The sequence below is a fragment of the Alcanivorax sp. genome (genome assembly GCF_017794965.1).
Lineage (GTDB): Bacteria > Pseudomonadota > Gammaproteobacteria > Pseudomonadales > Alcanivoracaceae > Alcanivorax.
Genome location: NZ_CP051240.1, coordinates 2,214,195 through 2,240,438 on the forward strand (window position 1 = coordinate 2,214,195; position 26,244 = coordinate 2,240,438).

A 26,244-nucleotide genomic window follows, 5' to 3' on the forward strand; every position below is an offset into this window, starting at 1 on the left:
TTTCAAGAAAGCCTACGCTTTATTGCATTTGCTATTCTTTGTCGAAAATACTGTGCCGTTGCCAAGAGCACCTGCAATGGACCAATCAAATCCAGGACGGTGTAGAGCGATATCTTGAGTTGCTCACTAACATTTACCTCACCGTCATCTACTTGGCTTGCTATAAACAGCCTAGAATCAATCGTCATCCGCGCTTTTTCATAACGACTCTTTTTCGACCACACCCCACCTTCATGATGACGATAAATCGAATATATAGTGTCTCCAAGATAGACAGCTCCACCAAACTGGGAAAGAAACGCAGTTAAGCAAATGTCATTCGCAATAGGGGCATTTGGCAAATCCATCCATGGAAACCCGTAATTTCGAAACATGCGTGTTAGCGTTGGCACAAACGGAGCACACGACAACTCTTCCTTGGATAGCTCCATTTTGCTACATGGGTCCATTTTTCTAATAAACTCCCTCCTTTCATTCACTCTAAGCGCATTGTGGAAACACAAAACAGCTTCAGGATTATTTGAGAGGGCTTCAGCCTGAATTTGTAATTTATTTGGTGATAACCAATAATCATCCCCCTCACACAAAGCCACAAATTTTCCCCTTGCCTCGGGGAGAGTAAATGCCAACGGGCGCCTTCCCATTGAGTACTGATTATGCTTCTGAAAAATTGTCTTGATCACATCGGGAAATCGTTCTTGATAACCCTGAATAATTTCCTGAGTCCTGTCATTTGAAGCATCATCATGAACAATAATTTCAAATGGAAAACTGGTTTTTTGGGCCAAAAAACCATCTAAAGCATTCTCAATATACCGCTCATGATTATAAGAATGGCATATTACAGACACTAAGGGCGACTCAAAACTCCCAACCCATTTAGCAACAACCTCTTCTTGAGAAGAAACTTTTCCTGATTCTGGTACTACATCGCCCACACTTAACCCGTCAATAAAACCAGTTAAATCCTTATGCAGTGAAGACATGCTAGTTGCAACCATTTCCTTTCACCTGCCATCCCATCTAAAATTCCCACTTACTTTGTTACAAACCATAACCCCCCCTTCAACCCTGAACAAAACACTGACAACAACGTATATAGCCCCCCCCATGAGCAAAGCTACGATTAGCATTGGCACGTCAGGCATAAGACCCGTATTCGCTAAATACCAAGCCCCGCCACCGGCCAAAACAGAAGATGCTAGTGGCTTTACTGCGTCCCTAAACTGATTTAGAGGAGAATACCCAACCAAACGAGAAGAGTAATAAGTATTCGGTATAAGTGCCAAACAGGAGCCCAGCACTTGACTACAGACAATACCAAAAACACCATAAGGAACAGCTGCTACTAACATTGAAATATTTACAGATTTCTTGACCAGTCCAACTTTGAATATCAAGTCAGAACGACCTTTCACATTCAAAAGATTCATATTTAACGCATGCAAAGGGTACAGAGCACCGACAATACATAGTAATTGAAGGTACGGAACAGCCCCACCCCATCGATCATCAAAAAACACAGCAAATAGAACAGGAGAGACACCAGCCATCAGCCCCATTACGGGGGCAATGACAAACATCATCAACTGCATGATCTTTCGATACTTTAGCAGCAGGGCGGCATTATCATCTTGCAATGTGGAAAGTGCAGGATATGTTGCCTGCTGGACCGCACCCGTTAGCTGCTGAGAAAGAAGATTGCTGATTTTTTTAGCAATGAAATAGAGGCCGGTAATCTCTGCGCTAAAAAAGCGCCCAATCACAAGAACAAATGAGTTTTGATAAATGACGTCAAGCAATCCCTCTGCCAACAAGTTCTTTCCAAATCTGAACAGGCGCCAAAATGATTCGCCGCTGACCTGCAAGGAAGGCCGCCAAGCGCTTGCAAACCAAAGCACAATTGCACTTATCAGTGCTGAACCAAGCATCTGAACGACCAGACTCCAAACACCCCAGCCTATCCAGGCAGCCACCAGAGCCAGGCAACCCGAAACAATCACGCCAAGCGTATTGGCCTTCATCTGGTGCTTGAAGTTCATGTTGCGGCTTAAAATGGCAACTTGAACAATTTTGGTTGCATTGATAAACACAACCAGCCCCATCACCCGCACTAGAGGCGTCAATTCAGATTGCGAATAAAACACCGATATATATGGAGCACCAAAGTAGATAAGCAAATACGCCAGCAAGCTCAGTACAAGATTCATGTAAAACACCGTACTGAGATCCACATCCGAAACATTCTTGCTTCGAATCAGCGCCGCACCGAGGCCTGAGCTGACGAAAGCATTGGCCAGCTCAAACACAACAGTGACCATCGCCACAAGACCAAAAGCCTCCGGCGCAAGAATCCGCGCCAAAAAAAGCATGAACAGTGTACTTGCGCCACGACTCACCAACAGGCCTGTCAGATTCCACAACACTCCAACGCCGATTTTTCGATTCATCGCTTTCATTCAGTGAAAACCAGCATCATATTTATTTTCCCAGGAAAAATCATTACACGAAGAGTCTACACCCAGAAAATCAACGAATTTCCGATAGGCGCCTTTTTCTGCCACGTTAATCACCAGCAAGTCATTCGGGCGGTCTTTAAAATATTCCATGACTTCCTGATTATATCTCTCATAGTGTGCAATCATAATCTCTTTGTTATAAGGGTCATCATCTTGGGTTCCATGTACGCGGACCACGTTGTACATGAATCCGGACCAAACATAAGACGCGTTCTTCAGATCCTCAACGGTAGGAACGCGCCCCTCTTTCCCGAACATTTTTGCGTGGAAGCGAGTAATTGAGCGATACCACTGTTCGGGGCTATCTCGCACGGTCAGGATGAATTTACTTCCAGGATAAGCTTTGTCCAGATGTTTATAGGTTTCCGGATAGCTGAATGGAACATCCTGAAAAACCTGTGCTGTTTTGCAGTAGTCAATGATGGGCTGGAATTTCCCTTCAAAGTAATACTTGCCAGCGAGGATTTCGGCCTTTCTCTGGTTACCTACCGGGTAGCCCAAATCCTCAAAAACACGTTTCAAGGAAGTCGTACCAGTCTTGTTGCGGCCTATACAGAAAAACTTTACCTTCCCTGCAGCGTTTCGCTGATTACTAAACTCAGTTACTATCCGTGTAACTCGATTTTTATTTTACTTAACACGATCACGCTTATCCTTTGCTCTTGGCAAGTGCTTCAAACGCCCGTTCCGCATCACCCTGGGAATACTCCTTCATCCGCCACCGGTTAGTACTCGAGAAACTCGCCTCACCGGAATATGCATCCACCTTCTCAGCACTCAAGCCTTCGTGTTCAATCAGGCGGCGCGTAATCTCTTCGTAGTAATGTCGTGGGCGTTGACAGAAATCTTCATACTGCACCACTAACTTCTTATGCCCTGGCAACGACTTGATGCCCTGCTCCACACTATGATTGATGGCTGCAATTTGCCCTGCCACAGATTCCAGCGGATCCAGGCCTTTTAAATGTGGGTATTCTTTGATCTTGAAGGAGTACCAGGTATTGATGTCTCCGTACTGTCGTTTTCTTGCTTCCAATGCAGACTGGATATTGAATATCGGATCACGCCGAACCCAAATAAACAGGGACTTATCAAACTGTTCAGCCAGTTCTGCTATATTCTGGTTCATAATCATGGCTTTCATGGCGAATGGTTTTTCAAAGATGTTCGCCAATGCATTCAATTCATCACGCAAACCTTTTAGATTGCCTTTTGCCTGTAACTCCCTTCCAGGCATGTAATCCAGCTCATCAAAAGGCAAGAAACGACGCCAGAAGTACCAAAATTCGTTTGGAGCAAGCGCCCCTTTGGTTTTACCGTTATCAGAGCCAAATTCAATATCTGAGTTGAAATCCAGAATTTCATTACGGAAGTTATAGCGTGGATCCGTCAGTAGTTGCTGTATTTTTGCGCCCACCAAAGGGGCACCAAAGAAACGAGATAGCATATTCGTCGGATAAGCTACAAGGCCCGTCTGAGCTAACCACTGAATGAATAGCGTACTACCAGAGCGATGCGGCCCCATCAGAAAAATTTTTGAGAAACGCTCATCCGAGTCATTTAGATATCGCTTATTAGCGCTTTCTAAATTACCATTCAATTCATATAGTAATTCTTCGAGCGCAGAAACTCTTGCGTATTTCTCCGTCCGATTCTCAGGTGCAGCCATAGTTAAAACCTTTCACTTTATTTCGAGAAGAGAGATGAGTTTTTCCATATCAGTTTCGTTGTAGCGCTGATCACAGGGCAGGAACAAGCCTCTATTTATAAGGGCCCATTCAAAACCACCTTCCTCAACGCGGCATAACGCTTCAGTCCAGTAGCAGGGCAAAAAGACCCGTTTTCTTATAAGCTCTTCTCTAGTCGATGTTTCTACCTTCGGGAGGAACGGGTAGCATAGAGGGACGGAGTCCTCATTAATCGTGAAATTTAGTTGATTATACTCACGCAAATACTTGTTCAGGTGGCGAGCGTTACCAAGTCGGATAATTTTGGCCCTCTCGTAATCGATTGAGCGAAGCAGTCGTTCCGTTAATCGAGACATCCTCTTAATTTGCAACTTCGAAATTGCTTTCTCTGCCTCAAGGTATTGCTGATAAGCGGCTTCAGGGCTATTCGAAAGTCGGCTTATCAAGTGAGACATCCGCGTTTCTGAAGAGGCATCCCTTTGCTCAGGGAGCTGAATATTGCCTCCGTTTATGTAGAGCAACCCGCCATCAGGAACCCCAAAATATTTTCTAGGGGAGTAAATGGTAGCCAGGCTCTCAAATGGCTTATTAAAAAATGCCTGAGAATTGTCTATAACGACGTTGGCCGCACCATATCTCTCAATTACTTTATGTGCTTGACGAGAGCATAGACCAAAATAGTTTACGTACAAGAGCAACGAATGAGGATCAAGCCCGATCTCAGTCGTTATTTCAAATTCATCATTTATATCATAGAAGGTTATCTCAGTGCCCTGGCTACTCAAAAAGTCAATCATCGTATTGCAGATATAGCGGGGCAGCCAGACTTTCCCTATATTCAGCTGAGTAACAAAATGAGCAAACGCCGCCCTTGCTGAATTGAATTTATAGGCCTTATCCAGCCATTCAGCAGGATGTTCTGCTAACTCTAATCCCAAATAGCCACCGAAGGCTTCAGTCGACAACAGCACGAATGTCACGCTCCATATTGTCCAGCATTTCTTCTTGGCTTGAATACTTGAGAATCAAAGTACCAAGAGTGTCATATGAAACGCTGAATGCATTCACCTTATCACCAAATTTCACATGGATATCTTTCTCGACTGTATATTGGTTTGGAGACTTTTCGTGACAATCATTCAAATATCGATCATTCTCGCCTGCAAGGTTTCCATTTAACTTTGTTTGTAATTTTTCGAGATCTGAAAATCGAGAGAACTCTTTGGCCCGCTTTTCATGTTCATTCATAATGTAAGTTTAATTTTCATCAAGAATTATTGCAGATGGCAGACTAATCCAACTCAAATCGACCGAGCAGTGACTTGACTTCTACCGGGCAACAATTCATCAAAACATCTATTATCGATAGGTTTGGAATGAATTTTTCACCCGATTGACAATACTCAAGCGCTAATGTGTTAACGAATTTAAGATCGATTCCAGCCTTAGCGAAGTCCTGTTTCTTGTATAGCTCTCGACCACCTGGTGCATTGATATATTGATCGGCTCCGACAATATTACACAGCTCAATCAAGCGATCACGAGCATTAAAAGATCTGTCATAATTAATTTCACTCGTTTTCTTTAATGCTTTTTCAATATCCAAATACGAAAAAATCATCTCATAACTTTTCTTGCATACTGCCGCGATTGAGCGATCTTCGTTCTCGATAGTCTCACGAACGATCGGGAAAACGGACTCAAAATACGGTTTCTTTGAATAACTCTGTTCAATGGTTTTTAAAAACTTTGAAACATCCGATGAGAAGGCTAATTCCGATATCAATTTGTTCGATGATGCGCCAAGCACCGGCACAGTAAACCTTGATGCTCCATTCTGTGATAGGACCCTGTTTCGGTTAATGTAACCCTGCTTGATAAAAGAAACATCATCGTAGATCAGAAAAAGATCAGCTGCATAAATAAGCTGAAAGTAACCGATGTAAGGAAATAGATACGGCTGCATAACTGCCAACTTCATGCTTTCAGCTCCGCCTTTATCAAATTGACTATTTTCCTCTGACCCGCCTGGAATAATTGCTCGAAAATCGGCAAACACAAAATCCGACTAGCAATATCCTTAGAAATTGCCTGCTCTTCCGCCCCCCCCAGAAACGTCACACTTTCCAGCGACGGATAAAAATACCGCCGGGCTAACACTCCATTTTTTTGAGGGTAGAAGCTACACGTATCGCTTGCTTTTCGGTTTCGAACACCACGGGAAAATAGGCATAATTGTAGCCGAGCGCTTCGTTCTTGGCCTGTAGTCGTAGGCTATTTGGCAGTGCTTTTAGGTAACGATGCCAAACTTTCTCTCTGGCTTTGAGGTTGCCTGCCATTTCATCCAAAACGCACAACCCCATTGCCGCCTGCATTTCATTCATTTTGGCATTAATGCCAAGCTCTTCAATGCTCTCTGGCCTTGTGATTCCGAAGTTGATCATTTTCTTCGCCCGCTCCAGGTCTTCCCTGCGCTTGAAGATAATGGCTCCGCCCTCTCCGGTGTGAAACAGTTTGGTGGCGTGAAAGCTGAGGGTTGCGGCATCACCGTATTTAAGCAGGCTTTTGCCTTTATATTTAACGGCAAACGCATGGGAGGCATCGTAGATGACCTTAAGCCCATGGCGGCTGGCTATTTCATCAATGGCTTCTACGTCGCAGGCATTGCCAAAAACATGTACGGGCACAATCGCTCTGGTATTCGACGTTATCGCTTGCTCAATATTTTCCGGGCTTATGCACCAGGTGTTCGGATCGATGTCCGCAAAGACCGGTTGGACTCCATCCCATTTCAGGGAGCTGGCGGTAGCGATGAAGGTGAATGGTGTTGTGATGGCCTCTGGCTGCTCGCCATGCTCGTTACCACTTACCCCTAAGGCTCTGTATGCAATCTGAAGTGCCAGGGTACCGTTAGCCACCAGAAGCAGGTTCTCCACACCCAGATATTCTTCCAGGCGGTCAGTAAGCTTTTGCACCAGAGGACCGTTGTTCGTCAGCCAGGCGCGTTCATAAATACCGTCAAGATACTTGTCCAGTTTTTCCCGACTTGGCAGGTATGGCTTTACGACGGGTATCACTGTGGCCCCCTGATGATATCGAGCAAGTACTGGCCGTAGCCGTTCTTCGAGAGGGCCTTGCCTGTCTCCTCCACTTGATCAGTACTTAGCCAGCCATTACGCCACGCGATTTCTTCCAGGCAGGCAATCTTGTAGCCCTGACGTCTTTCGATGGTTTCTACGAACTGGGCCGCTTCCAGCAGGCTTTCGTGGGTGCCGGTATCCAGCCATGCGAATCCCCTGCCCAGTTGCTCAACCGTTAGATCGCCGCGCTCCAGGTAGGCCTGGTTTATACTGGTAATTTCCAGTTCCCCTCGATCGGAGGGCTTCACGGACTTGGCGATTTCAATGACATCGTTGTCATAGAAGTACAACCCCGTTACAGCGTAATTGGATTTAGGGCTTGCCGGTTTTTCCTCGATGGAGATAGCGCGTTTGTTTTCATCAAAGGCAACGACTCCGAACCGCTCAGGGTCTTTCACCTGATAACCAAACACGGTTGCGCCTGATGTTCTGGCTTCTGCGGCTTTCAGCTTGGGACTGAAATTCTGACCATAGAAGATATTGTCTCCGAGTACCAGGCAAACGCTGTCATCACCGATGAAGTCTTCACCAAGAATAAAAGCCTGTGCCAGGCCATCGGGGCTTGGTTGTACGATGTAACTCAGTTGCACTCCGAACTGGCTGCCGTCACCCAGCAAGCGCTGATAACTGGCCTGCTCTTCTGGCGTAGTGATGATCAAGACGTCTCGTATCCCTGCCAGCATCAGCACGGACAACGGGTAGTAAATCATTGGCTTGTCGTAAATTGGCAGCAGCTGCTTGGAGACCCCCATGGTGATGGGGTAGAGCCGTGTACCGGAGCCTCCGGCCAGAATAATACCTTTCATCTTTATTCTCCTTTGCCCAAGCGCTCACGCCGGTAACTGCCGTCCTGCACTCGCTGGCACCATTCGCTGTTTTCGAGATACCACTGCACGGTCTTGCGGATGCCGGTTTCGAAGGTTTCTTCTGGGGCCCAGCCCAGTTCGCGTTCGATCTTACTGGCGTCGATGGCGTAGCGCAGGTCGTGGCCGGGACGATCCTGAACGTGGGTGATCAGGTCGCGGTACTGATTCAGGCCTTCGGGCTTGTTGGGTACCAGCTCTTCGAGCAGGTCGCAGAGAGTGTGCACCACGTCGATGTTCTGCTTCTCGTTATGGCCGCCGATGTTGTAGGTCTCCCCCACTTTGCCTTCGGTTGCCACCTTATAGAGGGCACGGGCATGGTCTTCCACGTAGAGCCAGTCGCGCACCTGGGTGCCCTGCCCGTACACCGGCAGGGGTTTGCCTTCCAGGGCGTTGAGGATCATCAGCGGGATGAGTTTTTCCGGGAAGTGGTACGGCCCGTAGTTGTTGGAGCAGTTGGTGATGACCGTGGGGAAGCCGTAGGTGCGCAACCAGGCGCGGACCAGATGATCGGAGCTGGCCTTGCTGGCCGAATACGGCGAGCTGGGGGCGTAGGGGGTGGTTTCGGTGAACAGGTCTTCCGGGCCGTCCAGATCGCCGTAGACTTCATCGGTGGAGATATGGTGGAAGCGGAAGGCCTGTTGGGCGGCTTCCGGGAGCGTGGACCAGTATTGGCGTGCCGCTTCCAGCAAGGTGTAAGTGCCGATGATGTTGGTTTCCATGAAGGCTGCCGGGCCATCAATGGAACGGTCTACGTGGCTTTCTGCGGCGAGATGCATCACCGCATCAGGACGGTGAGTTTTGAACACCCGGTCCAGCTCAGCCTGATTACAGATATCTACCGGCTCAAAAACATAGCGGTCGCTGTCGCTGACTTCCGACAGGCTTTCCAGGTTGCCGGCATAGGTGAGCTTGTCCACGTTGACCACGCTGTCGTCCGTGCTCTCGATGATGTGGCGGATAACGGCGGAGCCGATAAAGCCGGCGCCGCCGGTGACCAGAATCTTCATGCTTTCTCTCATGCTTGCAGCGTTTTTACATACCAGGGCATGGCCTTTCCGATGCCGTCATAGATGCGGAATTGGGGCTCATAACCGAGCAGGTCTTGTGCCTTGCTGATGTCGGCCTGGGAGTGACGCACATCACCGGCACGGAAGTCCCGGTAGCTTGGGGAGGCTTCGTAGGTGACGTTGCTGTCTTTCAGCGCGGTTTTTAGGGCATCGAACAGGGTGTTGAGTGTGGTTCTGTCCCCCAGGGCCACGTTGTACACCTGGTTCCTGGCGTCAGCTTCTGCGGTAGCAGCCAGGATGTTGATCTGCACCACGTTTTCGATGAAGCAGAAGTCGCGACTGGTTTCACCGTCGCCGTTGATGAAGACTTCTTCGCTCTTGATCATGGCGGCGGTCCATTTGGGGATCACCGCGGCGTAGGCGCCGTTGGGGTCTTGCCGTTTACCGAACACGTTGAAGTAGCGCAGGCCAATGGTGTTGAAATCGTAGGTGCGGGCGAACACGTCGGCGTAGAGTTCGTTGACGTATTTGGTCACGGCATAGGGAGACAGGGGTTTTCCGATACGGTCTTCAATCTTGGGCAGGCCCGGGTGGTCGCCGTAGGTGGAGCTGGAGGCGGCGTAGGTGAAGCTTTGTACGCCTTCGTCCTTGGCGGCCACCAACATGTTCAGGAAACCGTCGATATTGGCCTGGTTGGTGCTGATGGGGTCGTTGATGGAACGGGGGACGGAGCCCAAGGCGGCCTGGTGGAGGACGTAGTCTGCGCCGGTGACGGCTTTTGTGCAGTCTTCCAGGTTGCGGATGTCGCCTTCGATGAAGGTGAAGCGGGCCCATTGGTCGGCGGTGACGGTTTGTTGGACTTCGTCCAGGTTGTGCTGGTGGCCGGTGGCGAAGTTGTCCAGGCCGATGACGGTTTGGTCCAGTTGAAGGAGGGTTTCCAGCAGGTTGGAACCGATGAAGCCTGCTACGCCGGTGATTAGCCAGGTTTTGGGGCTGGCTTTTAGGTCTTGCTGTATTTGTTCGTAGCGGGTTGTCATGGTGGTTCCGTTTGATCCGTGTATTGTTCGTTTACAAGCCTTTAGCTGTGAGCTATGAGCCGTGAGCTACAAGCCTCAAGCCTCAAGCTGCAAGGAAAGGCAAAAACCGGGCTTCACCCTGTTTTTCCTGGCCCTTCGGGCCTCCGCCTTCGGCGGTTCGCTCAACGAGTTGAGCTCCTACAGGGGGCTGTGCTGCTTGCCTTTTGTAGGAGCGGTGGTTCCACCGCGATGTGTTGCGGCAGCGGCCCTTTCGCGGTCGAACGACCGCTCCTACGGTGAAGCTTCGCCTGCAGGCAGGCTCCTACGGCGTTGTTCGCTCCTCGAGAGGAGCTCCTACAGGTTTTTGTCTTTTCCTCGCCGCTCGCAGCTGCCTTTACAACCTGAGGTCTACTTCCTCCTTCGGGAGGGTGTATTTCAGGTCGTAGAGGATGTGTTCGGGTTTGCCGTAACCTCGGATGTCCTGGGCGCCCATGGCTTTGAACTGGTTGTGGCCGACGGCCAGGAGGATGGCGTCGTAGGCGCCCTGCTCCGGTTTTTCTACCGGGGTGATGCCGTATTCGTGTTCGGATTCTGCCGGGTTGATCCAGGGGTCGTGCACATCCACCTGGATGTTGTATTCCTGCAGTTCTTTCACCACATCCACCACGCGGGTGTTGCGCAGGTCCGGGCAGTTTTCCTTGAAGGTGAGGCCCATGACCAGTACCCGGGCGCCATTCACCTGAATGCTGCGGGCCAGCATGGCCTTGACCAGTTCGCTGGCCACGTGGCGGCCCATGCCGTCGTTGATACGGCGGCCGGAGAGGATGATTTCCGGGTGGTAGCCGATGGCCTGTGCCTTGTGAGTGAGGTAGTACGGGTCGACCCCGATGCAGTGCCCGCCCACCAGGCCGGGGCGGAACGGCAGGAAGTTCCATTTGGTGCCGGCGGCTTGCAGCACTTCTTCGGTGTCGATGCCCATGCGGCTGAAGATCATGGACAGTTCGTTGATCAGGGCGATATTCAGGTCCCGTTGGGTATTTTCGATCACCTTGGCGGCTTCCGCCACGCGAATGCTGGACGCCTTGTGGGTGCCGGCGGTGATGATGGAGCGGTAGAGGCTGTCCACGGTTTCAGCGATGTCCGGGGTGGAGCCGGAAGTCACCTTGGTAATGGTGGTAACGCGGTGTTCCTTGTCGCCCGGGTTGATGCGTTCCGGGCTGTAGCCGGCGAAGAAGTCTTTGTTGAAGGTAAAGCCGGAGACCTGCTCCAACACCGGAACACAGTCTTCTTCGGTGGCACCGGGGTAGACGGTGGACTCGTAGATGACGATGTCACCCTGCTTCAGGGTCTTGCCGATGGTTTCGGAGGCCTTGATCAATGGCGTCAGGTCCGGGCGCTTGTGCTCATCGATAGGGGTGGGCACGGTAACGATATAGACATTGCAGTCGTTCAAGGCGGTGGGATCGGCACTGAAGGTCAGCTGGGTAGCGCTGGCCAGTTCGGCGTCATCCACCTCCAGAGTGGCATCGTGGCCGTTGTTGAGGGCATCGATACGGGGCTGATTGATGTCGAAGCCTACCACCGGGCGGTGTTTGCCGAATTCGACGGCCAGGGGTAAGCCCACGTAGCCCAGGCCGATGACGGCCAGTTTGATGTCTTGCAGTTCCATTTGGTCTCTCTTTACCGAATCTCTTTACCGGGTTTGCGTGCCGGTTTCTGTAGGAGCGGTGGTTCCACCGCGATTTCCCTGGTTTTCTGCCATTTCGCGGTCGAACGACCGCTCCTACATTACATTCTTCGCTTGCAAGCAAGCTCCCACGAAGACGCTATGGGGGAGGTTTTCCCTTAGGCGATCCGTCTGCGGGACGAGCCCGGCGTGGGATCGCCTGCAGGCGTGCTCCCACGGGGTGGGATTAATTCTTTAGGACTATGTCCATATTTTACCGCTTTACCCGTTTGGGCACGTCCCCCATTTGGGGTATTCCTCTGCCTGTATCACTGTTTCTTTGTCTCTTTTTGTCGGTGTTCCGCTTGAGAAACGTAAGGAGCCCAGCTGCAAGCTACAAGCTGGAGGGGAAGTCAAAGGCGGGCTCCCGCCTTGGGCTGCGCCCTGTTTGTCCTGGCCCCTCGGGCCCCGCCTTCGGCGGTTCGCGTCTCAAGCGACGCTCCTACATTTTGTGACTTTGCAGGAGTGGTGGTTCCACCGCGATTTCCTGGTTTCTGTCATTTCGCGGTGGAACCACCGCTCCTACAAAAAATCTTTCGCTTGCAGGCAAGCTCCTACGGTTTTGCCTTTCCTTGTAGCTTGTAGCTTGTAGCTTGTAGCTTGAGGCTTGTAGCCTACAGCTGCTTTTCCTCAATCGCTGCTTTTGCTGTATTCGTAGGCATAGTAGCCGTATTCGTTGGTGGCGCGGCGTTCCATGCAGTTGAGGATGGCGCCTTTGATTTCCACCTTGTTCTGGGCGAAGCGGGTGAGGGCTGCGTCCACTTCTTTCACCGAGTTCATCCCGAAACGGGTCACCAACAGGCTGCTGCCTGCTACCTGGCCAACGATGGCGGCATCGGTAACGGCCAGAATCGGTGGGGTGTCCACCAGGATCAGGTCGTACTCATCACTGAGGGAATCCATCAGCGCCTTGAAGCGTTCGTGCATGAGCAGTTCGGACGGATTCGGTGGCGCCTTGCCGCGAGTAATAAAGTCCAGATTATCAATGCTGGATGACTGAATGATGTCTTCCTTGCTGCTTTGCCCTGCGAGGTAAGCGGACAGCCCAATTTTGTTGTCGGACTGGAAGTAACGGTGCAGATGGCCTTTGCGCATGTCCGCATCGATCACCAGCACTTTCTGGCCTGTTTGGGCCAGCACCGCGCCCAGGTTGGCGGACACGAAGGACTTACCCACTTCCGGGCTGGGGCCGGTGATCATCAGGATCTTGTTGCTCGCATCCATCATGGCGAAGTGCAGGCTGGTACGCAGGCTGCGCAGGGCTTCGATGGCCAGATCAGTTGGATCATCCTGGGCCAGCAGCGGAATGGATAAGGCTGATCCCTTGAGCCTGCGGCTGCGGCGCTGCTTGAGTTCCGTTGTCCGGTTGGCCTTGACCTGCTTTTCAGACAGGGGGATAGAGGCATAGACGGAGACGCCCTGCTCTTCCAGTTTTTCCGGGGACTCGATGCCTTTTTTCAAGAGCGCCTGCAGCAAGAGAATACCCGCAGAGCCGATGGCACCGAGGAAACCGGCAATCAGCGCTATAACCGCTTTTTTCGGCTTGATAGGCGCCGGCTGCACCAGCGCCTTGTCGATAATGCGCACGCTGCCCACGGTGCCTGCCTTGAGGATGCGTAGTTCCTGGGTCTTGTTGAGCAGGCCCACATAGATTTGTTGAGTGACTTGTACATCCCGTGTCAGGCGCAGGATTTCCTGCTGGGTTTCCGGGAGCGCCTTGATCTGCTTGTCCAGATTTTGCTTCTGCTCAATCAGGGAAGCTTTTTGCCGCAACAAGCTCTGGTAGGCCGGGTGCTCGCGGGTAAAGCGGGTTGCCAGTTCGCCCTCTTTGCCCTTCAATTCTGTGATGCGAGACTCAATCGCCACGCTCCTCTCGAGTACAGAACGGGTTTCCATGGATAGATCTACTGATTCACTTTGCAAGCGATAGGCATTGAGGCGCTCTTCAAACTCGGTGAGCTTTTCCTTGATCTTGGGTAGCTGCTCGCCGAGAAACTCCAGGCTGTTCTCTGCCTCGGCAGTGCGCCGCTCGACATTCTGTAGCAGGAAAGCCTGACTAATTGCGTCCAGGGTTCGCTTGATGCGCTCCTTGTTCGGGCCGGTCATTTCCAGGTTGATCATCCCCGTTTCACCCACTGGTTTGACGGTCAGGGCTGAACGTAACCCATTGACTGACTGGACCTCTGTGAGCTTTATCAAACTCAGCGGCTCATTGCCGTACTGCCATTCGTTCAATTCCAGCTGGACACGGCCATCTTCACTTTGAAGGGGCTGGGTTGCCGGTCCTGTAGCAACCCGACTCTCGCCCAGATATAAAGCCGGCAGACCATCTTCTTCGCGTAGGGTGAACGCCCTGCCTCTCAAATCTTCTGGAACAGTAAATCTGGATATCGTGACAAACGTTTCGCTGTCTCGATAACCGGCAAACAGAGGCTTGGGCACAAATGCAGGAGCGGGATCCGGAGCGGTGAAACGGCCAATATACGGTATCCGCTGCGGAGACACCCTGATGTTCATTCGCAGGTCGTCGATGACTTCACCCAGCACCATGCGGGAAAGCAGAATCTGAATCTCTGCGCCGGCAGACGCTTCCTGTTTAAATATATTATTAAGCTCAGACAACCCAGGCACACCACTGCTCTTCTTTTCCAGCTGAAGCAGAGCGTCGCCTTTATATATCGGAGTGGCAAACATGCCATAGAGCACACCCAGGCCCAACGCCAGCAGGGCCGTGGCGATGATCAGCCATTTATTGTCCAGCAGGATGCCGAACAGGTAGCCGAAATCGATGTCGTCGTCACCGGGGTTGGCTTGCTGCCGTTGTGTCATGGTGCTGTTGTTTGCCATTGGTTATCCGTTATTTATGTACCGTAGGAGCCTGCCTGCAGGCGATCCTGGTCAAGCTGCTAGCTTCGAGCTGTGAGCTTCGAGCTGTTAGAAAAAGCAAATGCAGGGCTATCGCCTTGTTCGCCATACAATGTTCGCTTTGCTCACCCCTTCGGGGTATTCGCCTCTCAAGCGAGGCTCCTACATTTAAAGGCTTTGCTTCTTTCTGGTCTTGCTAAAACATCGCCTGCAGGCAGGCTCCTTGGGGGGCAACCCCATGTAGGAGTTCCGCTTGAGGGACGAAGGTTTTGCTTTTACCCGTTTTGCGGGTGAAAGCCTGGCCCTTTGGGCCCCGCCTTCGGCGGTTCGCGCCCCAAGTGGCGCTCCTACAGTTACTTCTTCGCCTGCAGGCAGGCTCCTACGGGTTTTGTCTTTTCCTCACAGCTGATAGCTGATAGCTCACCGCTGCCTTACAGTTTTTTTGCCCAAGCCTGGGTGGCGGCTTCCATCATTGGGTAGATCCGTTCGAAGGCGTCTCTGCCGCGCTTGTAGGGATCGGGTATGTCGTGCTTGCCGTTCCAGTTGGTGAGCAGGAAGGCCTTGCCGCTGGCTTCCGGGAAGGTTTTGCTGAGCCGGTCTTTCTGACTGCTTTCCATCACCAGAATCAGGTCGCTGTCCCTGCACATTTCGCTGGTGAGCTTGCGTGCAATATGGGGGCCACATTCCAGGCCGTGCTGCTGCGCCACGTCCCGGGCTGTGGGCTCCATGTCCTGCCCTTCCAAGCCGATCAACCCTGCGGATGCAATGGACAGGCCCGGCTTTAGCTCGCTCAGCATGGCCGCCACGGTAGGGCTGCGGCAGATATTGCCGTCGCAGACGACAAGAATTCGCTCAAACATGGTTAGTCCGCTAGCGCCTCTTGAGTTCGATTACCGAGATAGAGCGCGGTCACCGACGGCAAGATGAGGCTAAGCACCCGGTTCCACCTGGCCAATGGCGCCGCCGTGACATAGACAATATCTCGTTCCTGAAGCCGGAAACTGTCTGCCATGACTAAGGCGGCAGCGTCCTTGGCATTGAGCTGATAAATATCAATACCATGCTCGGATCCCTCAGGTGCCTTGCGGAACACGAATACGCCGGAGGCATCGGATTGACGCTGGTTAAAACTGCCATTATTTGCCAGTGCTTCTGCCAGCGTGATGCCATTGCGGCCCATCTGCATACTGGAAGACTTGCCCACTTCCCCCAGCACGAACACCTTCGCATCATTCACCGGGTTTACATTGATCACGTCGTTCGGCTGCAACAACACGTTCTGGCTTGTGTTGCCATACTGATAGATGTCCCGCAGGGAAAGCCGATAATCTTTACCCTTGCGCGTCAGCACCACGCTAGTCCAGTCAGCACTTTCCGTGAGCCCGCCGGCTTCGCCGATGGCATCGATCAGGCGGGTGGGCACGTTGGTGACTGGATAGAGGCCCGGCTCGTCCACTTCGCCGGTAACATAGATCCGCTTGTGCCGGAAGGCCGCTACGGAGACATCCACCTGGGGGTTTTCGATATAGCGGGACAGACGCTCGGTGATCATGTCACGGATCTCGGTGACCTTGAGCCCTTCCACATTGATGATGCCCACATAGGGGTAAAAGATGGTGCCGTCATTGTGGACCCAGTTACCGGATTCTTCCGAGCTGCGCAGGGAGCCTGCCGGGATAGTCAGCTCCGGGTGATCCCAGACGGTGATCTGCAGTACATCGCCAGGGCCCACCTGATAATCGTACTGGTCGTCGGAAAGATTGATCTCTTCCGGTACGCCCTTGTCCACCGGGTGAATGCGCTGCTGCTTGAGAATGGCCGTGCCAATGGCGTGCACTTCCACCACGTCCGGCAGCGGCTCGCCTTCGGATATTTCGTCCTCGTCGAGGAACCAGCCGGGGGTCGGCGAATGGTAGGAACCGGGCACCACAGTACACCCCGCCATGAGGGCAATCCCCAGTGCCACAAAACATTTAACCGATGCGTTCATTGAAGCCTTCATTGTGTTCATCTATTACCAGGCGAAATCCCGGGTCCATTCAGCCCCTGCCGTCCAACGCTCACGTTCTTCAAAGGGCGTGACGATGGGCTCGTCGCTGGCGGACACCAACCAGTGGAAGGTGCCGCCCAGTAGGGGGTGGCCAATACGGAGTTCTGCCAGTGTTACATCCTGCTCTTCGATGGATTGCAGGATTTGATTGCCGTCCTCTGGCACCTGGGCACGCGTCACACCCTCCTGGTTGAGCGTGGCCTGGGTCAGATGCAGGGCGAGGGTAACATTGCTACGAAAATATTGTTGTATGCCAAAAGTAACCGCACGGGCATCTCCTTCCCAGGTACTGGCGATGTTTCGGCCATGGTGACGGAAGCCACTTTTGTAGGTGCCGTGCTCGTACATGGTGTTATAGCGGCGTTCGCTGATCCAGCTACCGGCCACGGTTTCAGTCGCCTCCACGAACCAGCGCTGGGAGCCATTGCCCAGGCCCGAGACCAGATCGAAACCCGCCAGCGAGGAGAACTTTGAGGGCAACCCGCCCGCTTCATCTTCCCCCATGAACTGGCCGTACAGGCCCATGGGGGTATTCCAGGGGCTGAATGAGTAACGGAAGTCGAACCCGGCGATCTGGTTGCTGGGGTCGTCATCGTCGTCAAAGCCGGTACTTTCGCCGTTATCCTTGCCGATAAAGGCATCCCAGAACGCCTCCAGATCCTGGGGGCGGCCTTCCCCGCCCCATTGGGCCAGGCGTGACAGCCCGATTTGCAGGGAATCCAGCGGCTGAAACACGAAGCGGGCCCCCAGCACTTTGGCGTCCGGGATGGCGCGGTCATGCTCCAGCTGCCCAGCGATGAGCTGCAGGTCCCAGGGGCCGATCCAGCGCAACCAGGGGGTCTCCGGGGCGGTGAGCATGTGGCGGGACAGCCACAGGCCCGGCACCGGACGGGCATTATTGGACAGCGCCAGGGAGCTTTGCCAGCCCGGCCCCCACCAACGGTCAATAGCCCCCACGCCCAGCTGCCAGTTCCCCATGATGCCGGCGATGTAGGAATCATCGAAGCGCAGGTGCTGGTCGTCCCGGTCGCCGTCGGCGTAGCTCACGGCCAGCCGGCCGGACCAGTGCTGGCCGGTGGTATAGAGCGCAACCTGCCCGGTAAAGGAGTCTTCAGGCTGGGTATCAAAGGCGGTGTACAGCGGCTCCTGATTGGCGCCGCCCAGGGTAACGGTGGCACCACGGGTGTTATTGCGGGCCAGACGTTCTGCGGTTTGCAGGTACTGGTAATGATCGCTGGTCTGGCAGGCCCGGGCCTGGGCATCCGGTAGCTGTTGCTGGCTCAGGCGCAGGGCGCGGTCAACGGCGGCCCAGCTAATCGGCCAGCTCAATGTCAGGCCTTTCAGACAGCCTTGCGTCTGCAACACTTCAATGTGGTGGCGTGCGGTCAGGTCGCCAGTGGGTACCCAGGGGGTGGCGCCATGGGCGTTGGACAGGCCAAGCACTAACAGGCTGGCAATCCAGTAACTTGCACGGCGAGACACTCTCACAAAGGACATCCTATCCTGACGGTTGCGACTTAAGGGGCGCATTATGAAGGTTCGATCTTGTCATCTATATGACAAGAAGCCGCATTTTACAGTTTGTTTACCGTAATGCGAACGGTTTGCGGCAGTTCACAACAAGAAACACACAAACGTGGTTGTTCTACCCCCTCGGCGGGACCGGTGTTGAAGGGTTGGCGTCAGCGGGAATCAGAAATAGCCCGCCCCGGGGCCTAATGCTGCTCGTTTCATTAACTGTGGTTATGGCGTCTTGTGGGAGCGTGCTTGCACGCGAATGACGCGCCGTGAAATAAAGGCTTCGCGTGCAAGCACGCTCCCACAGCTTAAATGAACAGCATTACGGCGTGGGGCCGGCCTTGTATAAGAAAGCAGGCAGGCTACTTGCTGGCCTTTCCACTAAAGACCTCACCCTTGAGGGCCGAATCCGGCGGGGATCGCCTGCAGGCAGGCTCCTACCGAAAATCGTCGCTTTCGGCCATGCCCTGAAGAGGACAGCTCTCCCACAGCGAACCTTGCCTGTTTGTCCTTGTGGGAGACTCAGCTTGCTGAGCGAATGGGGTCTTTCTTGGTCTGGAAACAGAATTGTATGGAGAGAGTTATCCGGGCGCCTGCTATCGCGGTCGAACGACCGCTCCTACGGTTATCTCCCGCTCGCGGGAGAGGGGTTGGGGAGAGGGAGGCCAGTCTTACGGGGCACTCCAAGCTATTGAAATAAAAAGAAATGCCCTTCGCTCTCCTTCCCACGCAAACCGCAAAGGAGACCTTTCTTGCTAGATGGGAGCGGCATTGCGCCATGCCCTGCCCCGGTTTCGGCAGGATCAGCGGGCATCAAGTGGCTGTTGGGGAACCCTGTTCAGGTTTTCCAGGGTATAACCTTGCTCCACGGCCACCGCCTTGAGCGCTTCCAGGGTTTGTTCACTGATCTGCGGCTCGCGGGCCATGATCCACAGGTAATCCCGTTTCTGGCGGCCGATGACGGTGTAGCGGTAATCCTCATCCACATACAGCACCCGGTAGTCAGCCTTGAAGGGCCAGATAAAGCGCATGCCCCAGATGGCGGGGTTCTCCCGGCTGACAAACCCAGTGGGGGTCATCTGCTTGAACTCCCCGTTGAAGCTGTTCTTGCGGAAGGTGAAGGTGGTCGCCACCTTGTTGGGGCCAACCCGCTGATAACGCTCCACGGCATTATGGGCGCCCTTCTCCGGCAAGGTGGGGATGTTGGCGATCACATACCAATCCCCCATGAAGCGGTCGAGATCAAAGGGGGACGCGACTTTTACCGGGTCTTCAGGAACCGTTTGGCAGGCTTGCAGCATAAGAAAACTCGCGATCAATAGTATCCAGCGCATTATGAACTCCAATGTTGAACACAGTATTGCGGCGCACGGGACAAGGCGGGGTGAAGGAGCGGGATAGTGGCAGACAGCGCCTGGAGGGGGCAGCTGTGGGGCGTCAGGAGGCAGCGAGGCGCTTATGGGAAATTCAGCTTGCTGAATGAAGATCCTTTAGCTCCCGGCGAAGCCAGCCCGTTCGGCCAGCAAGCTGGCTCTCCCACAGACAAGACGCCCTGCTTGTTATGTGGGAGCTCTCTGTGCCCTTTGGGTAGGCTTGCAAGCGAATCCTACACCGGCAACACCTAATCGCTTGCAGGCAAGTGCCTACAGCGAACGACCGCTCCCAATGTTGATGGAAGTGGCCGGGAGCGGTCAGGCGTCGGCGGTGGCTTTTCTGGTGGCGGTGCGTTTTTTCGATTTGGGTTTGGCCGCAGCCTCGACCTTCACTGGCACGCCATTGATTTGCGCCATGGCGGTGACGGATTCTACCCGCGAGCTGGTAATCACGTCGTTGATGCTGGCGCCGCCGGCCCGGCGGGCCACATCCAGCTGCACGCCCTGGCGATCATGGCCCCAGCCATGGGGAACGCTGATCACACCGGGCATGATGTCATCACCCACCCAGGCTGGCAGGGTGATGCTGCCGGCCTCAGTGCTGAGCACCAGCTCGTCCCCTTCCTGGACTCCCAGCCTGTCGGCGTCCTGGGAGTGAATCAGGACGTTGCAACGGCTTTTGCCTTTCACCAGCCGCTGGCTGTTGTGCATCCAGGAGTTGTTACTGCGAATATGTCGGCGCCCCACCACCAGCATTTCATCCGGGTTGGCCGCCTTGGGCACCGGCAGCCCCTGAAGTGCACGGAAGTACAGTGCCGGCACCAGGTTGATGCGCTGGTCGCGGGTAAATAACCGCTCCGGCAATGCCGGTTGCAGCGGCCCCAGATCGATGCCGTGGGGATTGTCCTTCAGGCTCTGCAGGGTAAGCCCTTTGTGTTTGCCACGCAGGAGCTTCCAGGCCTGACTGGGCAGGGTATGCAGGCCATCACGCTTGAGCGCCTCCATGACCTTGCCCCCGGCCCCGTACGGACCCAACCGCAGGCCCAGATCGATGATGCCTGTGTCCTTGATCTTGCGCATAAAGCGGTCGGCGGCGGCGATCTGAAGCCGGTCGCGGGCGGTTCGGGCTTTCAATCGGTTCAACCGGCTCGCCAATCCGTTGAGTATCTCCCAGTCATGCAGTGCGCCTTCCGGCTTTTCGAACAATGGCGGGGTGTACTTGACCACGTTGCGCACCGCCACCGCCTGGAACACCGGGTCGAACTGACCATGCTCCAGCTGCCCGGTAGGGGGCAGGATGATATCCGCATGACGGGTAGTTTCATTGATGTACAGGTCGATACTGACCATGAACTCCAGGCCTTCCAGGGCGGTGTCCAGTTTGTTGCCATCCGGGCAGGACATCACCGGATTGCCTGCATGGGAAACAAAGGCCTTTACCTGCCCCTTGCCCGGCGTCAGCATTTCGTCGGCCAGGGTGGTGACCGGAAACTCACCGGAGAATTCCGGGTAACCGTGCACCCGGCTGCGGTAGCGATCAAAGCTGCCCGCCTCGCCGCCCAGCGCACCCAGGGCCACAATGTCGAAGGCCGGCTTGGTAAACATGACGCCGCCTTCGCGGTCCAGGTTGCCGGTAATGATATTCAGCACGTACACCAACCAGGCGCTCAGGGTACTGTGCGGGCTGGTGGTGAGTCCCACCCGGCCATAAATTGCCGCGCGCGGCGCCGCAGCGATATCCCGGGCCAGCTTGCGGATGGCTTCCGGGCTGATACCCACCGCCTCGCTGACTTTCTCCGGGGTCCAGTTCTCGGTGAGCTTCTGCAGGTCACCCTTGCCATCCAGCAGAGGGTCCAGCCGCCCCGGCGCCACCAGTAACTCTTTATAGAGCACCTGAATCAACGCCAGCAGCAGATACACGTCGGTGCCCGGACGAATGAAATGGTGTTCGTCGGCCACGGCCGCCGTTTCAGTGCGACGGGGATCCACCACCACCAGTTTGCCACCGCGCTGCTTCAGGGCCTTGAGGCGGTTTTTCACGTCCGGCACCGTCATGATGGAGCCATTGGAGGCCAGCGGGTTGCCGCCAATCACCATAAAGTAATCGGTGTGGTCGATATCCGGGATGGGGAACATGGCCTGATTGCCAAACAACTGCCAGGCCGCCAGCTGGTGGGGCAATTGATCAACAGAAGTGGCGCTGTAGCGCTGACGGGTACCGATGGCCTTGATCAGCGGCAGCAAGCTGAACAGCGCGCCATGGTTGTGGGCAGTGGGATTGCCGAAATACATCGCCACCGAATTCTTGCCATGCCGCTGCTGGACGGCGTGCAATCGCTGGGCGGTCTCGTCCAGCGCTTGCTCCCAACTGATGGGCACCCAGCCATCCACGGTGCGCTTTACGGGGTGGCGCAGCCGATCAGGGTCATGATGAAGATCCTGCAGCGCCACGGCTTTGGGGCACACATGCCCGCGACTGAACGGATCATCCTTGTCACCTCGGATAGCGAGAATCTCGTCGCCGCGGTGCTCAACCTCAATGCCGCACATGGCTTCACACAAATTACAGGTGTGGTAGTGGGTGGTTTTCATCCTTGACCTCTTTTCGGGGGGCCGGGCTGGCACAGCATTGGCTGGCGCCGATCTCGCCCCTTTATAGATGACCTACGTTGATACCAGAGCTGCTATCAGGATGCCATGATTTGGCGCAAGAGAGCAGCATCAACCATGGGCTCCCAAAGGAAAGGCAGGGGCTCAATGTGGGAGCTTGCTTGCAAGCGAATGCGGGCCGGGCCCCTTCGTCTGCAAGCAGACTCCTGCGAGGCCGGGAGAGTTTTCAAAATGCTGCCAGGAAGCGCCATATAAGTGCACCCGACATTGCTTTTCCCTTTTAATAACCAAGAACCGAAAGCCTAAATCCCCGCACCGCGGCGCTGTACTGTGAATAAAACCTTTTGGCTGCCCCCACTGCGCGTTCGTCACCCTTAACGGGGATTAAAATAATTGCTTAACCTCAAGGTTGGCCTGCTTTGTGCAGAACGCAATGAGAGCGTCACCCTTGGTAACACTCCCTCGCCCCAATTTTGTACACAGAAATCTGTCAATGGGCTTTTTCTGATTTCAAAATGTGACCCGCGTGTGAAATACGCATAAATTTAAGCGTAAGACATTGATTTAATGTACCTTTACAGGCTGTTCATTTTTTAACCGCACTGTCATTCACCCAGAATTTACAGCGATTTTGAGGGCTTCGGCACCAGCTATACACAGAGATATCCACAGATACTGTGGAAAACCAAACTTAACCCCAGCCGGATATAACTGTATTGGAAGACAATTAGCACGAATCGCAATATCTACTTGACGGTTTTGCACAATGGCTGTTTGCCCTGGATCGACACACTGTCACCTTCCGGTCACAAGTCGCGGAGCAAATTTCAACCCCTAACCTATTGAAATGGGTAGAAATTATTCAACGAACAAAAAAGGACCAAAGTGCGAAAAGCGCCGCTATTGCTGGGCTCCGGCCGGTTGTTGCCAGCTTATCAACATTTTTATCCACAGGATTTGTGCACGCTTTTCGATGACTTATTAATCAACACACTTTTCGCTCCGCTGTGAGGGAATTTTGACCTGGTGAAAAACCATCCAAAACGCCAGAACCCCCATGAATAAAAGGCTTCAGCACTTTATTCGGCATTCCCTAACAGTGTTATCCACAGCGTCCGGGGATAGTTTCAGGGGTGTGGATACACAGTGTTGCCTCCAGTAGCCCACAGGATAGACGACAGCGAGCCCATCAACGTCCCTTTCTGCATCCTCTAACCACCGGTACCAACCGGCATTAACATGCCTATACCTCGGGATAGGTTGTTACCGAACCGGACCTGGGACTGAAATCTCTGGGGAGGTTCCTGTGAGAGCGGCCGTTCGACCGCGATAGCAGCCACCCGGACAACCCTTGCTATCTAACACTGCGACCACAATCGAGAAGTAAAGCCCGTTCGCTCAGCAAGCTGAGTCTCCTACAGAAGACAGTGTGAGATTGCGTTGCGAAAGGCGTTTCCGGTTTTGATTTTCTTCGTCCGGCGTCAGGTGTCCAGCGTCGCGCGCCCCTTCATCGTCCCAACACCTTGAAGCGTTGGCGCAGGCGAAAGCCTTGATCATCGATCAGGGTCAGGGTATGCCAGCCGGGATCTGCAGTGATGGCCTTCTCATGAAAGTGTCGGGTCTGCCCCAGGAAGTGGTCATCCAAATGCCAGTACAGGGAGGCAGACGGGTTATGGTGAACCGCACGGAAGACCGCCCGGCCGAGGGAGCCGTTGAGCTCGGTGGGGATATAGATGGCGCTGCCCGCATGGGGATAGACCAACGCCATGGGCGGTTCACTCTGCAGGGCCAGAGCGCCGGCGATGCAGTCTTCACGCCAGGCCGGTAGCGGACGGTAGTCCGGGTGATGGCGACGATAGAACCATGCCTGAGCCGGGGGCAGCACAAACCAGTCGCGGTGCTGCATGGCCGCCACCCTCTCACAACCGCTATGAACCCGCTGGCCGTTGCTGTCCAGGTGAATGCGCCGATGGTGCGGGGTTACGGTCTGGAAATGACTCTGTCGTGGCGCCAGCTGATCCCGGGTCGCGCACTGTCCGCCTGCCAGGTAACCATCATCCGCACAGACCTGCACGGTCTTCAGTTCCGACAGGGGCGGCTCCGGCCAGGGGGACGGCCCCAGCAGGCTGAACACATCCAGCATGAGGGGGGCCGCAGTGGCTGTTCCTCCCAGGCTCGGGGCCGGTTCGCCGTTACCATTACCCGCCCATACCCCCACGGTATAGCGGCCATTACTGCCCACAGCCCAGGCATCGCGCAGACCATAGCTGGTGCCGGTTTTCCAGGCGATGGGCTGGCTGGAACTGAACTGGCGCCATTGTCTGGCCGTACCGGGCCGGGCCACATCGCGCAGGGCCTGCTGGGTAAGCCAGGCAGCCCCGGGGCTGAGCATGAAGGGCACGTCCTGGCCGCTGGATTCACTACTCTGCAACGTGGCGACCGGTTGCACCGGACGGCCACTGGCCGCGGCCATGAGCCGGGCATAGATGGCGGTGATTTCATCCAGCCGTCCTTCTGCCCCTCCCAGGATCAGGGTCAGGCCATAGTCTTCTGCGGGGCGAAACAGGGTGCTCATGCCCATGCGCTGCAGGCGGCTGTGAAAACGGCCCCCTCCATAACGGCGCAGCATGCGCACGGCGGGAATGTTAAGCGACTGGCTGAGCGCTTCGTGGGCGGGCACGGCACCACGGTAACTGTGATCATGATTCTCCGGGCTGAACCCCCCGTAATTGGTGGGCAGATCCGCAATCAGTGTTTCCGGTAGCAGCTGGCCATCATCCAGCATCAGACCATAGAGCAGTGGTTTGAGAATGCTGCCGGTGGAGCGCGGTGAAGCCGCAATGTCCACGTCGGCACCGTACTCGCTCCGGTTGCCGTGGGTGACATTGCCCACATAAGCGCGGGTCTGCTGCTGGTGGTGATCAATGACCACCACAGCCAGATTGTGTACCCCTTCCCGTTCCAGCCGCTCACCATGTTGGCGAGTGAGATCCCGTACCCGTTGCTGAAGCGGTGCCTCCAGGGTGGTGACTAGCAACTTGCCCTGCCCCTGCTTTTCCAGGGTATTCATCAGGTGTGGTGCCAGCGCGGGCAACGCTTGCGGTGGTGGCGGCAGGGGTTCCAGCAGGGCCAGTTGCAGATCCCTGTCATTCAGTTCGCCTTTCTCATGCAGGCTGGCCAACAGGCGATCACGTTTGGCCTTTAACCGTTGCTGGTTTCTGCCCGGATGGATCCAGGACGGCGCGTTGGGCAGAACCGCCAGCAACGCGGCTTCCGCCCAACTCAGTGCGTCCGGTTCACGCTGGAAGTAGCGCCATGAAGCTGCACGCAGGCCCACGGTGTTGCCACCGAACGGCGCCCGGCTGGCATATTCGGTGAGAATCTCCTGTTTGCTGAGATGCCACTCCAGCTGCAGCGCCAGTGCCGCTTCGCGGGCTTTCTCTTGCAGGGTCCGTGGCGGATCATCGCGTAGCAGGCGGGCCAGTTGCATGGTGACGGTGGAGCCACCGCTCACCACCCTGCCCGCCTTGAAATTCAGCCAGGCAGCCCGGCCAATGGCCAATGGGTCGATGCCCGGATGCCAGGCAAACCGCTTGTCTTCAAAATCCAGCAGCGCCTTGCGGTACTTGTCTGGCACCTGTTCCACTGGCACGAAACGCCATTGCTGATCTTTGGCAATGCGGGCATCCAGCATGCGGCCATGGCGATCGAGCATGAGGGTGGCATAGGGGGTATTGTGCAGGCGCTCCGGTAACGGCCAGACTTGCAGTGCTGCCAACAGCACCAACAGCAGGATCAGGAATGCCAAAAGGCCAGGCCGCCATCGAAAGGTCATAGAGTCGGGCTCTTCGCCGATTGGTGAGGAG

Annotated in this window: 19 protein-coding genes; all 19 read right to left on the bottom strand. The window is 54.4% G+C overall.

Going from position 1 to position 26,244, the window contains the following annotated elements; translation table 11 throughout:
• Window positions 1-2: 2 nt before the first annotated feature.
• The gene (locus HF945_RS09820; RefSeq protein WP_290522436.1) at window positions 3-1,001 is read right to left on the bottom strand and encodes a glycosyltransferase; all 999 of its coding nucleotides are present in this window, start codon (window positions 999-1,001) and stop codon (window positions 3-5) included.
• Window positions 1,002-1,007: 6 nt separating this feature from the next.
• Complete coding sequence (locus tag HF945_RS09825) at window positions 1,008-2,459, bottom strand: lipopolysaccharide biosynthesis protein (RefSeq protein WP_290522437.1); 1,452 nt, start codon at window positions 2,457-2,459, stop codon at window positions 1,008-1,010.
• The gene (locus HF945_RS09830; RefSeq protein ID WP_366492908.1) at window positions 2,460-3,128 is read right to left on the bottom strand and encodes a sulfotransferase; all 669 of its coding nucleotides are present in this window, start codon (window positions 3,126-3,128) and stop codon (window positions 2,460-2,462) included.
• A gap of 40 nt (window positions 3,129-3,168) precedes the next feature.
• Window positions 3,169-4,188, bottom strand: coding sequence for a sulfotransferase (locus HF945_RS09835; RefSeq protein ID WP_290522438.1), 1,020 nt, complete (start codon window positions 4,186-4,188; stop codon window positions 3,169-3,171).
• A gap of 12 nt (window positions 4,189-4,200) precedes the next feature.
• Window positions 4,201-5,187: a hypothetical protein gene (locus tag HF945_RS09840; RefSeq protein ID WP_290522439.1), complete on the bottom strand. Its 987-nt coding sequence runs from the start codon at window positions 5,185-5,187 to the stop codon at window positions 4,201-4,203.
• On the bottom strand, window positions 5,162-5,455 hold the full coding sequence (locus HF945_RS09845) for a hypothetical protein (RefSeq protein WP_290522440.1): 294 nt from the start codon (window positions 5,453-5,455) through the stop codon (window positions 5,162-5,164). Before HF945_RS09845 ends, HF945_RS09840 begins: the two co-directional genes overlap by 26 nt.
• A gap of 43 nt (window positions 5,456-5,498) precedes the next feature.
• A complete protein-coding gene (locus tag HF945_RS09850) occupies window positions 5,499-6,266 on the bottom strand; it encodes a WbqC family protein (protein WP_290522441.1) in 768 nt (255 codons plus the stop codon).
• A 94-nt stretch (window positions 6,267-6,360) separates the two neighbouring features.
• A complete protein-coding gene (locus tag HF945_RS09855; protein ID WP_290522442.1) occupies window positions 6,361-7,284 on the bottom strand; it encodes a DegT/DnrJ/EryC1/StrS family aminotransferase in 924 nt (307 codons plus the stop codon).
• Window positions 7,281-8,153 carry a glucose-1-phosphate thymidylyltransferase RfbA gene (rfbA, locus tag HF945_RS09860; protein ID WP_290522443.1) on the bottom strand — a complete coding sequence of 291 codons (873 nt, stop codon included), beginning with the start codon at window positions 8,151-8,153 and terminating at the stop codon, window positions 7,281-7,283. Before rfbA ends, HF945_RS09855 begins: the two co-directional genes overlap by 4 nt.
• Before the next feature lie 2 nt (window positions 8,154-8,155).
• Window positions 8,156-9,220: a dTDP-glucose 4,6-dehydratase gene (gene rfbB, locus HF945_RS09865; RefSeq protein ID WP_290522444.1), complete on the bottom strand. Its 1,065-nt coding sequence runs from the start codon at window positions 9,218-9,220 to the stop codon at window positions 8,156-8,158.
• A gap of 8 nt (window positions 9,221-9,228) precedes the next feature.
• A complete protein-coding gene (locus tag HF945_RS09870; RefSeq protein ID WP_290522445.1) occupies window positions 9,229-10,257 on the bottom strand; it encodes an NAD-dependent epimerase/dehydratase family protein in 1,029 nt (342 codons plus the stop codon).
• Between the two features lie 373 nt (window positions 10,258-10,630).
• A complete protein-coding gene (tviB, locus tag HF945_RS09875) occupies window positions 10,631-11,905 on the bottom strand; it encodes a Vi polysaccharide biosynthesis UDP-N-acetylglucosamine C-6 dehydrogenase TviB (RefSeq protein ID WP_290522446.1) in 1,275 nt (424 codons plus the stop codon).
• Between the two features lie 687 nt (window positions 11,906-12,592).
• Window positions 12,593-14,809: a polysaccharide biosynthesis tyrosine autokinase gene (locus HF945_RS09880; protein ID WP_290522447.1), complete on the bottom strand. Its 2,217-nt coding sequence runs from the start codon at window positions 14,807-14,809 to the stop codon at window positions 12,593-12,595.
• A gap of 449 nt (window positions 14,810-15,258) precedes the next feature.
• Entirely contained in the window at window positions 15,259-15,687 is a 429-nt protein-coding gene (locus HF945_RS09885) for a low molecular weight protein-tyrosine-phosphatase (protein WP_290522448.1), read from the bottom strand.
• Window positions 15,688-15,689: 2 nt separating this feature from the next.
• Complete coding sequence (locus tag HF945_RS09890; RefSeq protein WP_290522449.1) at window positions 15,690-16,817, bottom strand: polysaccharide export protein; 1,128 nt, start codon at window positions 16,815-16,817, stop codon at window positions 15,690-15,692.
• Window positions 16,818-16,841: 24 nt separating this feature from the next.
• Window positions 16,842-18,359, bottom strand: coding sequence for a capsule assembly Wzi family protein (locus HF945_RS09895; protein WP_290522450.1), 1,518 nt, complete (start codon window positions 18,357-18,359; stop codon window positions 16,842-16,844).
• An 839-nt stretch (window positions 18,360-19,198) separates the two neighbouring features.
• On the bottom strand, window positions 19,199-19,696 hold the full coding sequence (locus HF945_RS09900; RefSeq protein WP_290522451.1) for a lipocalin family protein: 498 nt from the start codon (window positions 19,694-19,696) through the stop codon (window positions 19,199-19,201).
• Between the two features lie 390 nt (window positions 19,697-20,086).
• Window positions 20,087-22,360: a molybdopterin-dependent oxidoreductase gene (locus HF945_RS09905; RefSeq protein WP_290522452.1), complete on the bottom strand. Its 2,274-nt coding sequence runs from the start codon at window positions 22,358-22,360 to the stop codon at window positions 20,087-20,089.
• A gap of 1,525 nt (window positions 22,361-23,885) precedes the next feature.
• Entirely contained in the window at window positions 23,886-26,213 is a 2,328-nt protein-coding gene (pbpC, locus tag HF945_RS09910) for a penicillin-binding protein 1C (RefSeq protein ID WP_290522453.1), read from the bottom strand.
• Between the last annotated feature and the right edge of the window lie 31 nt (window positions 26,214-26,244).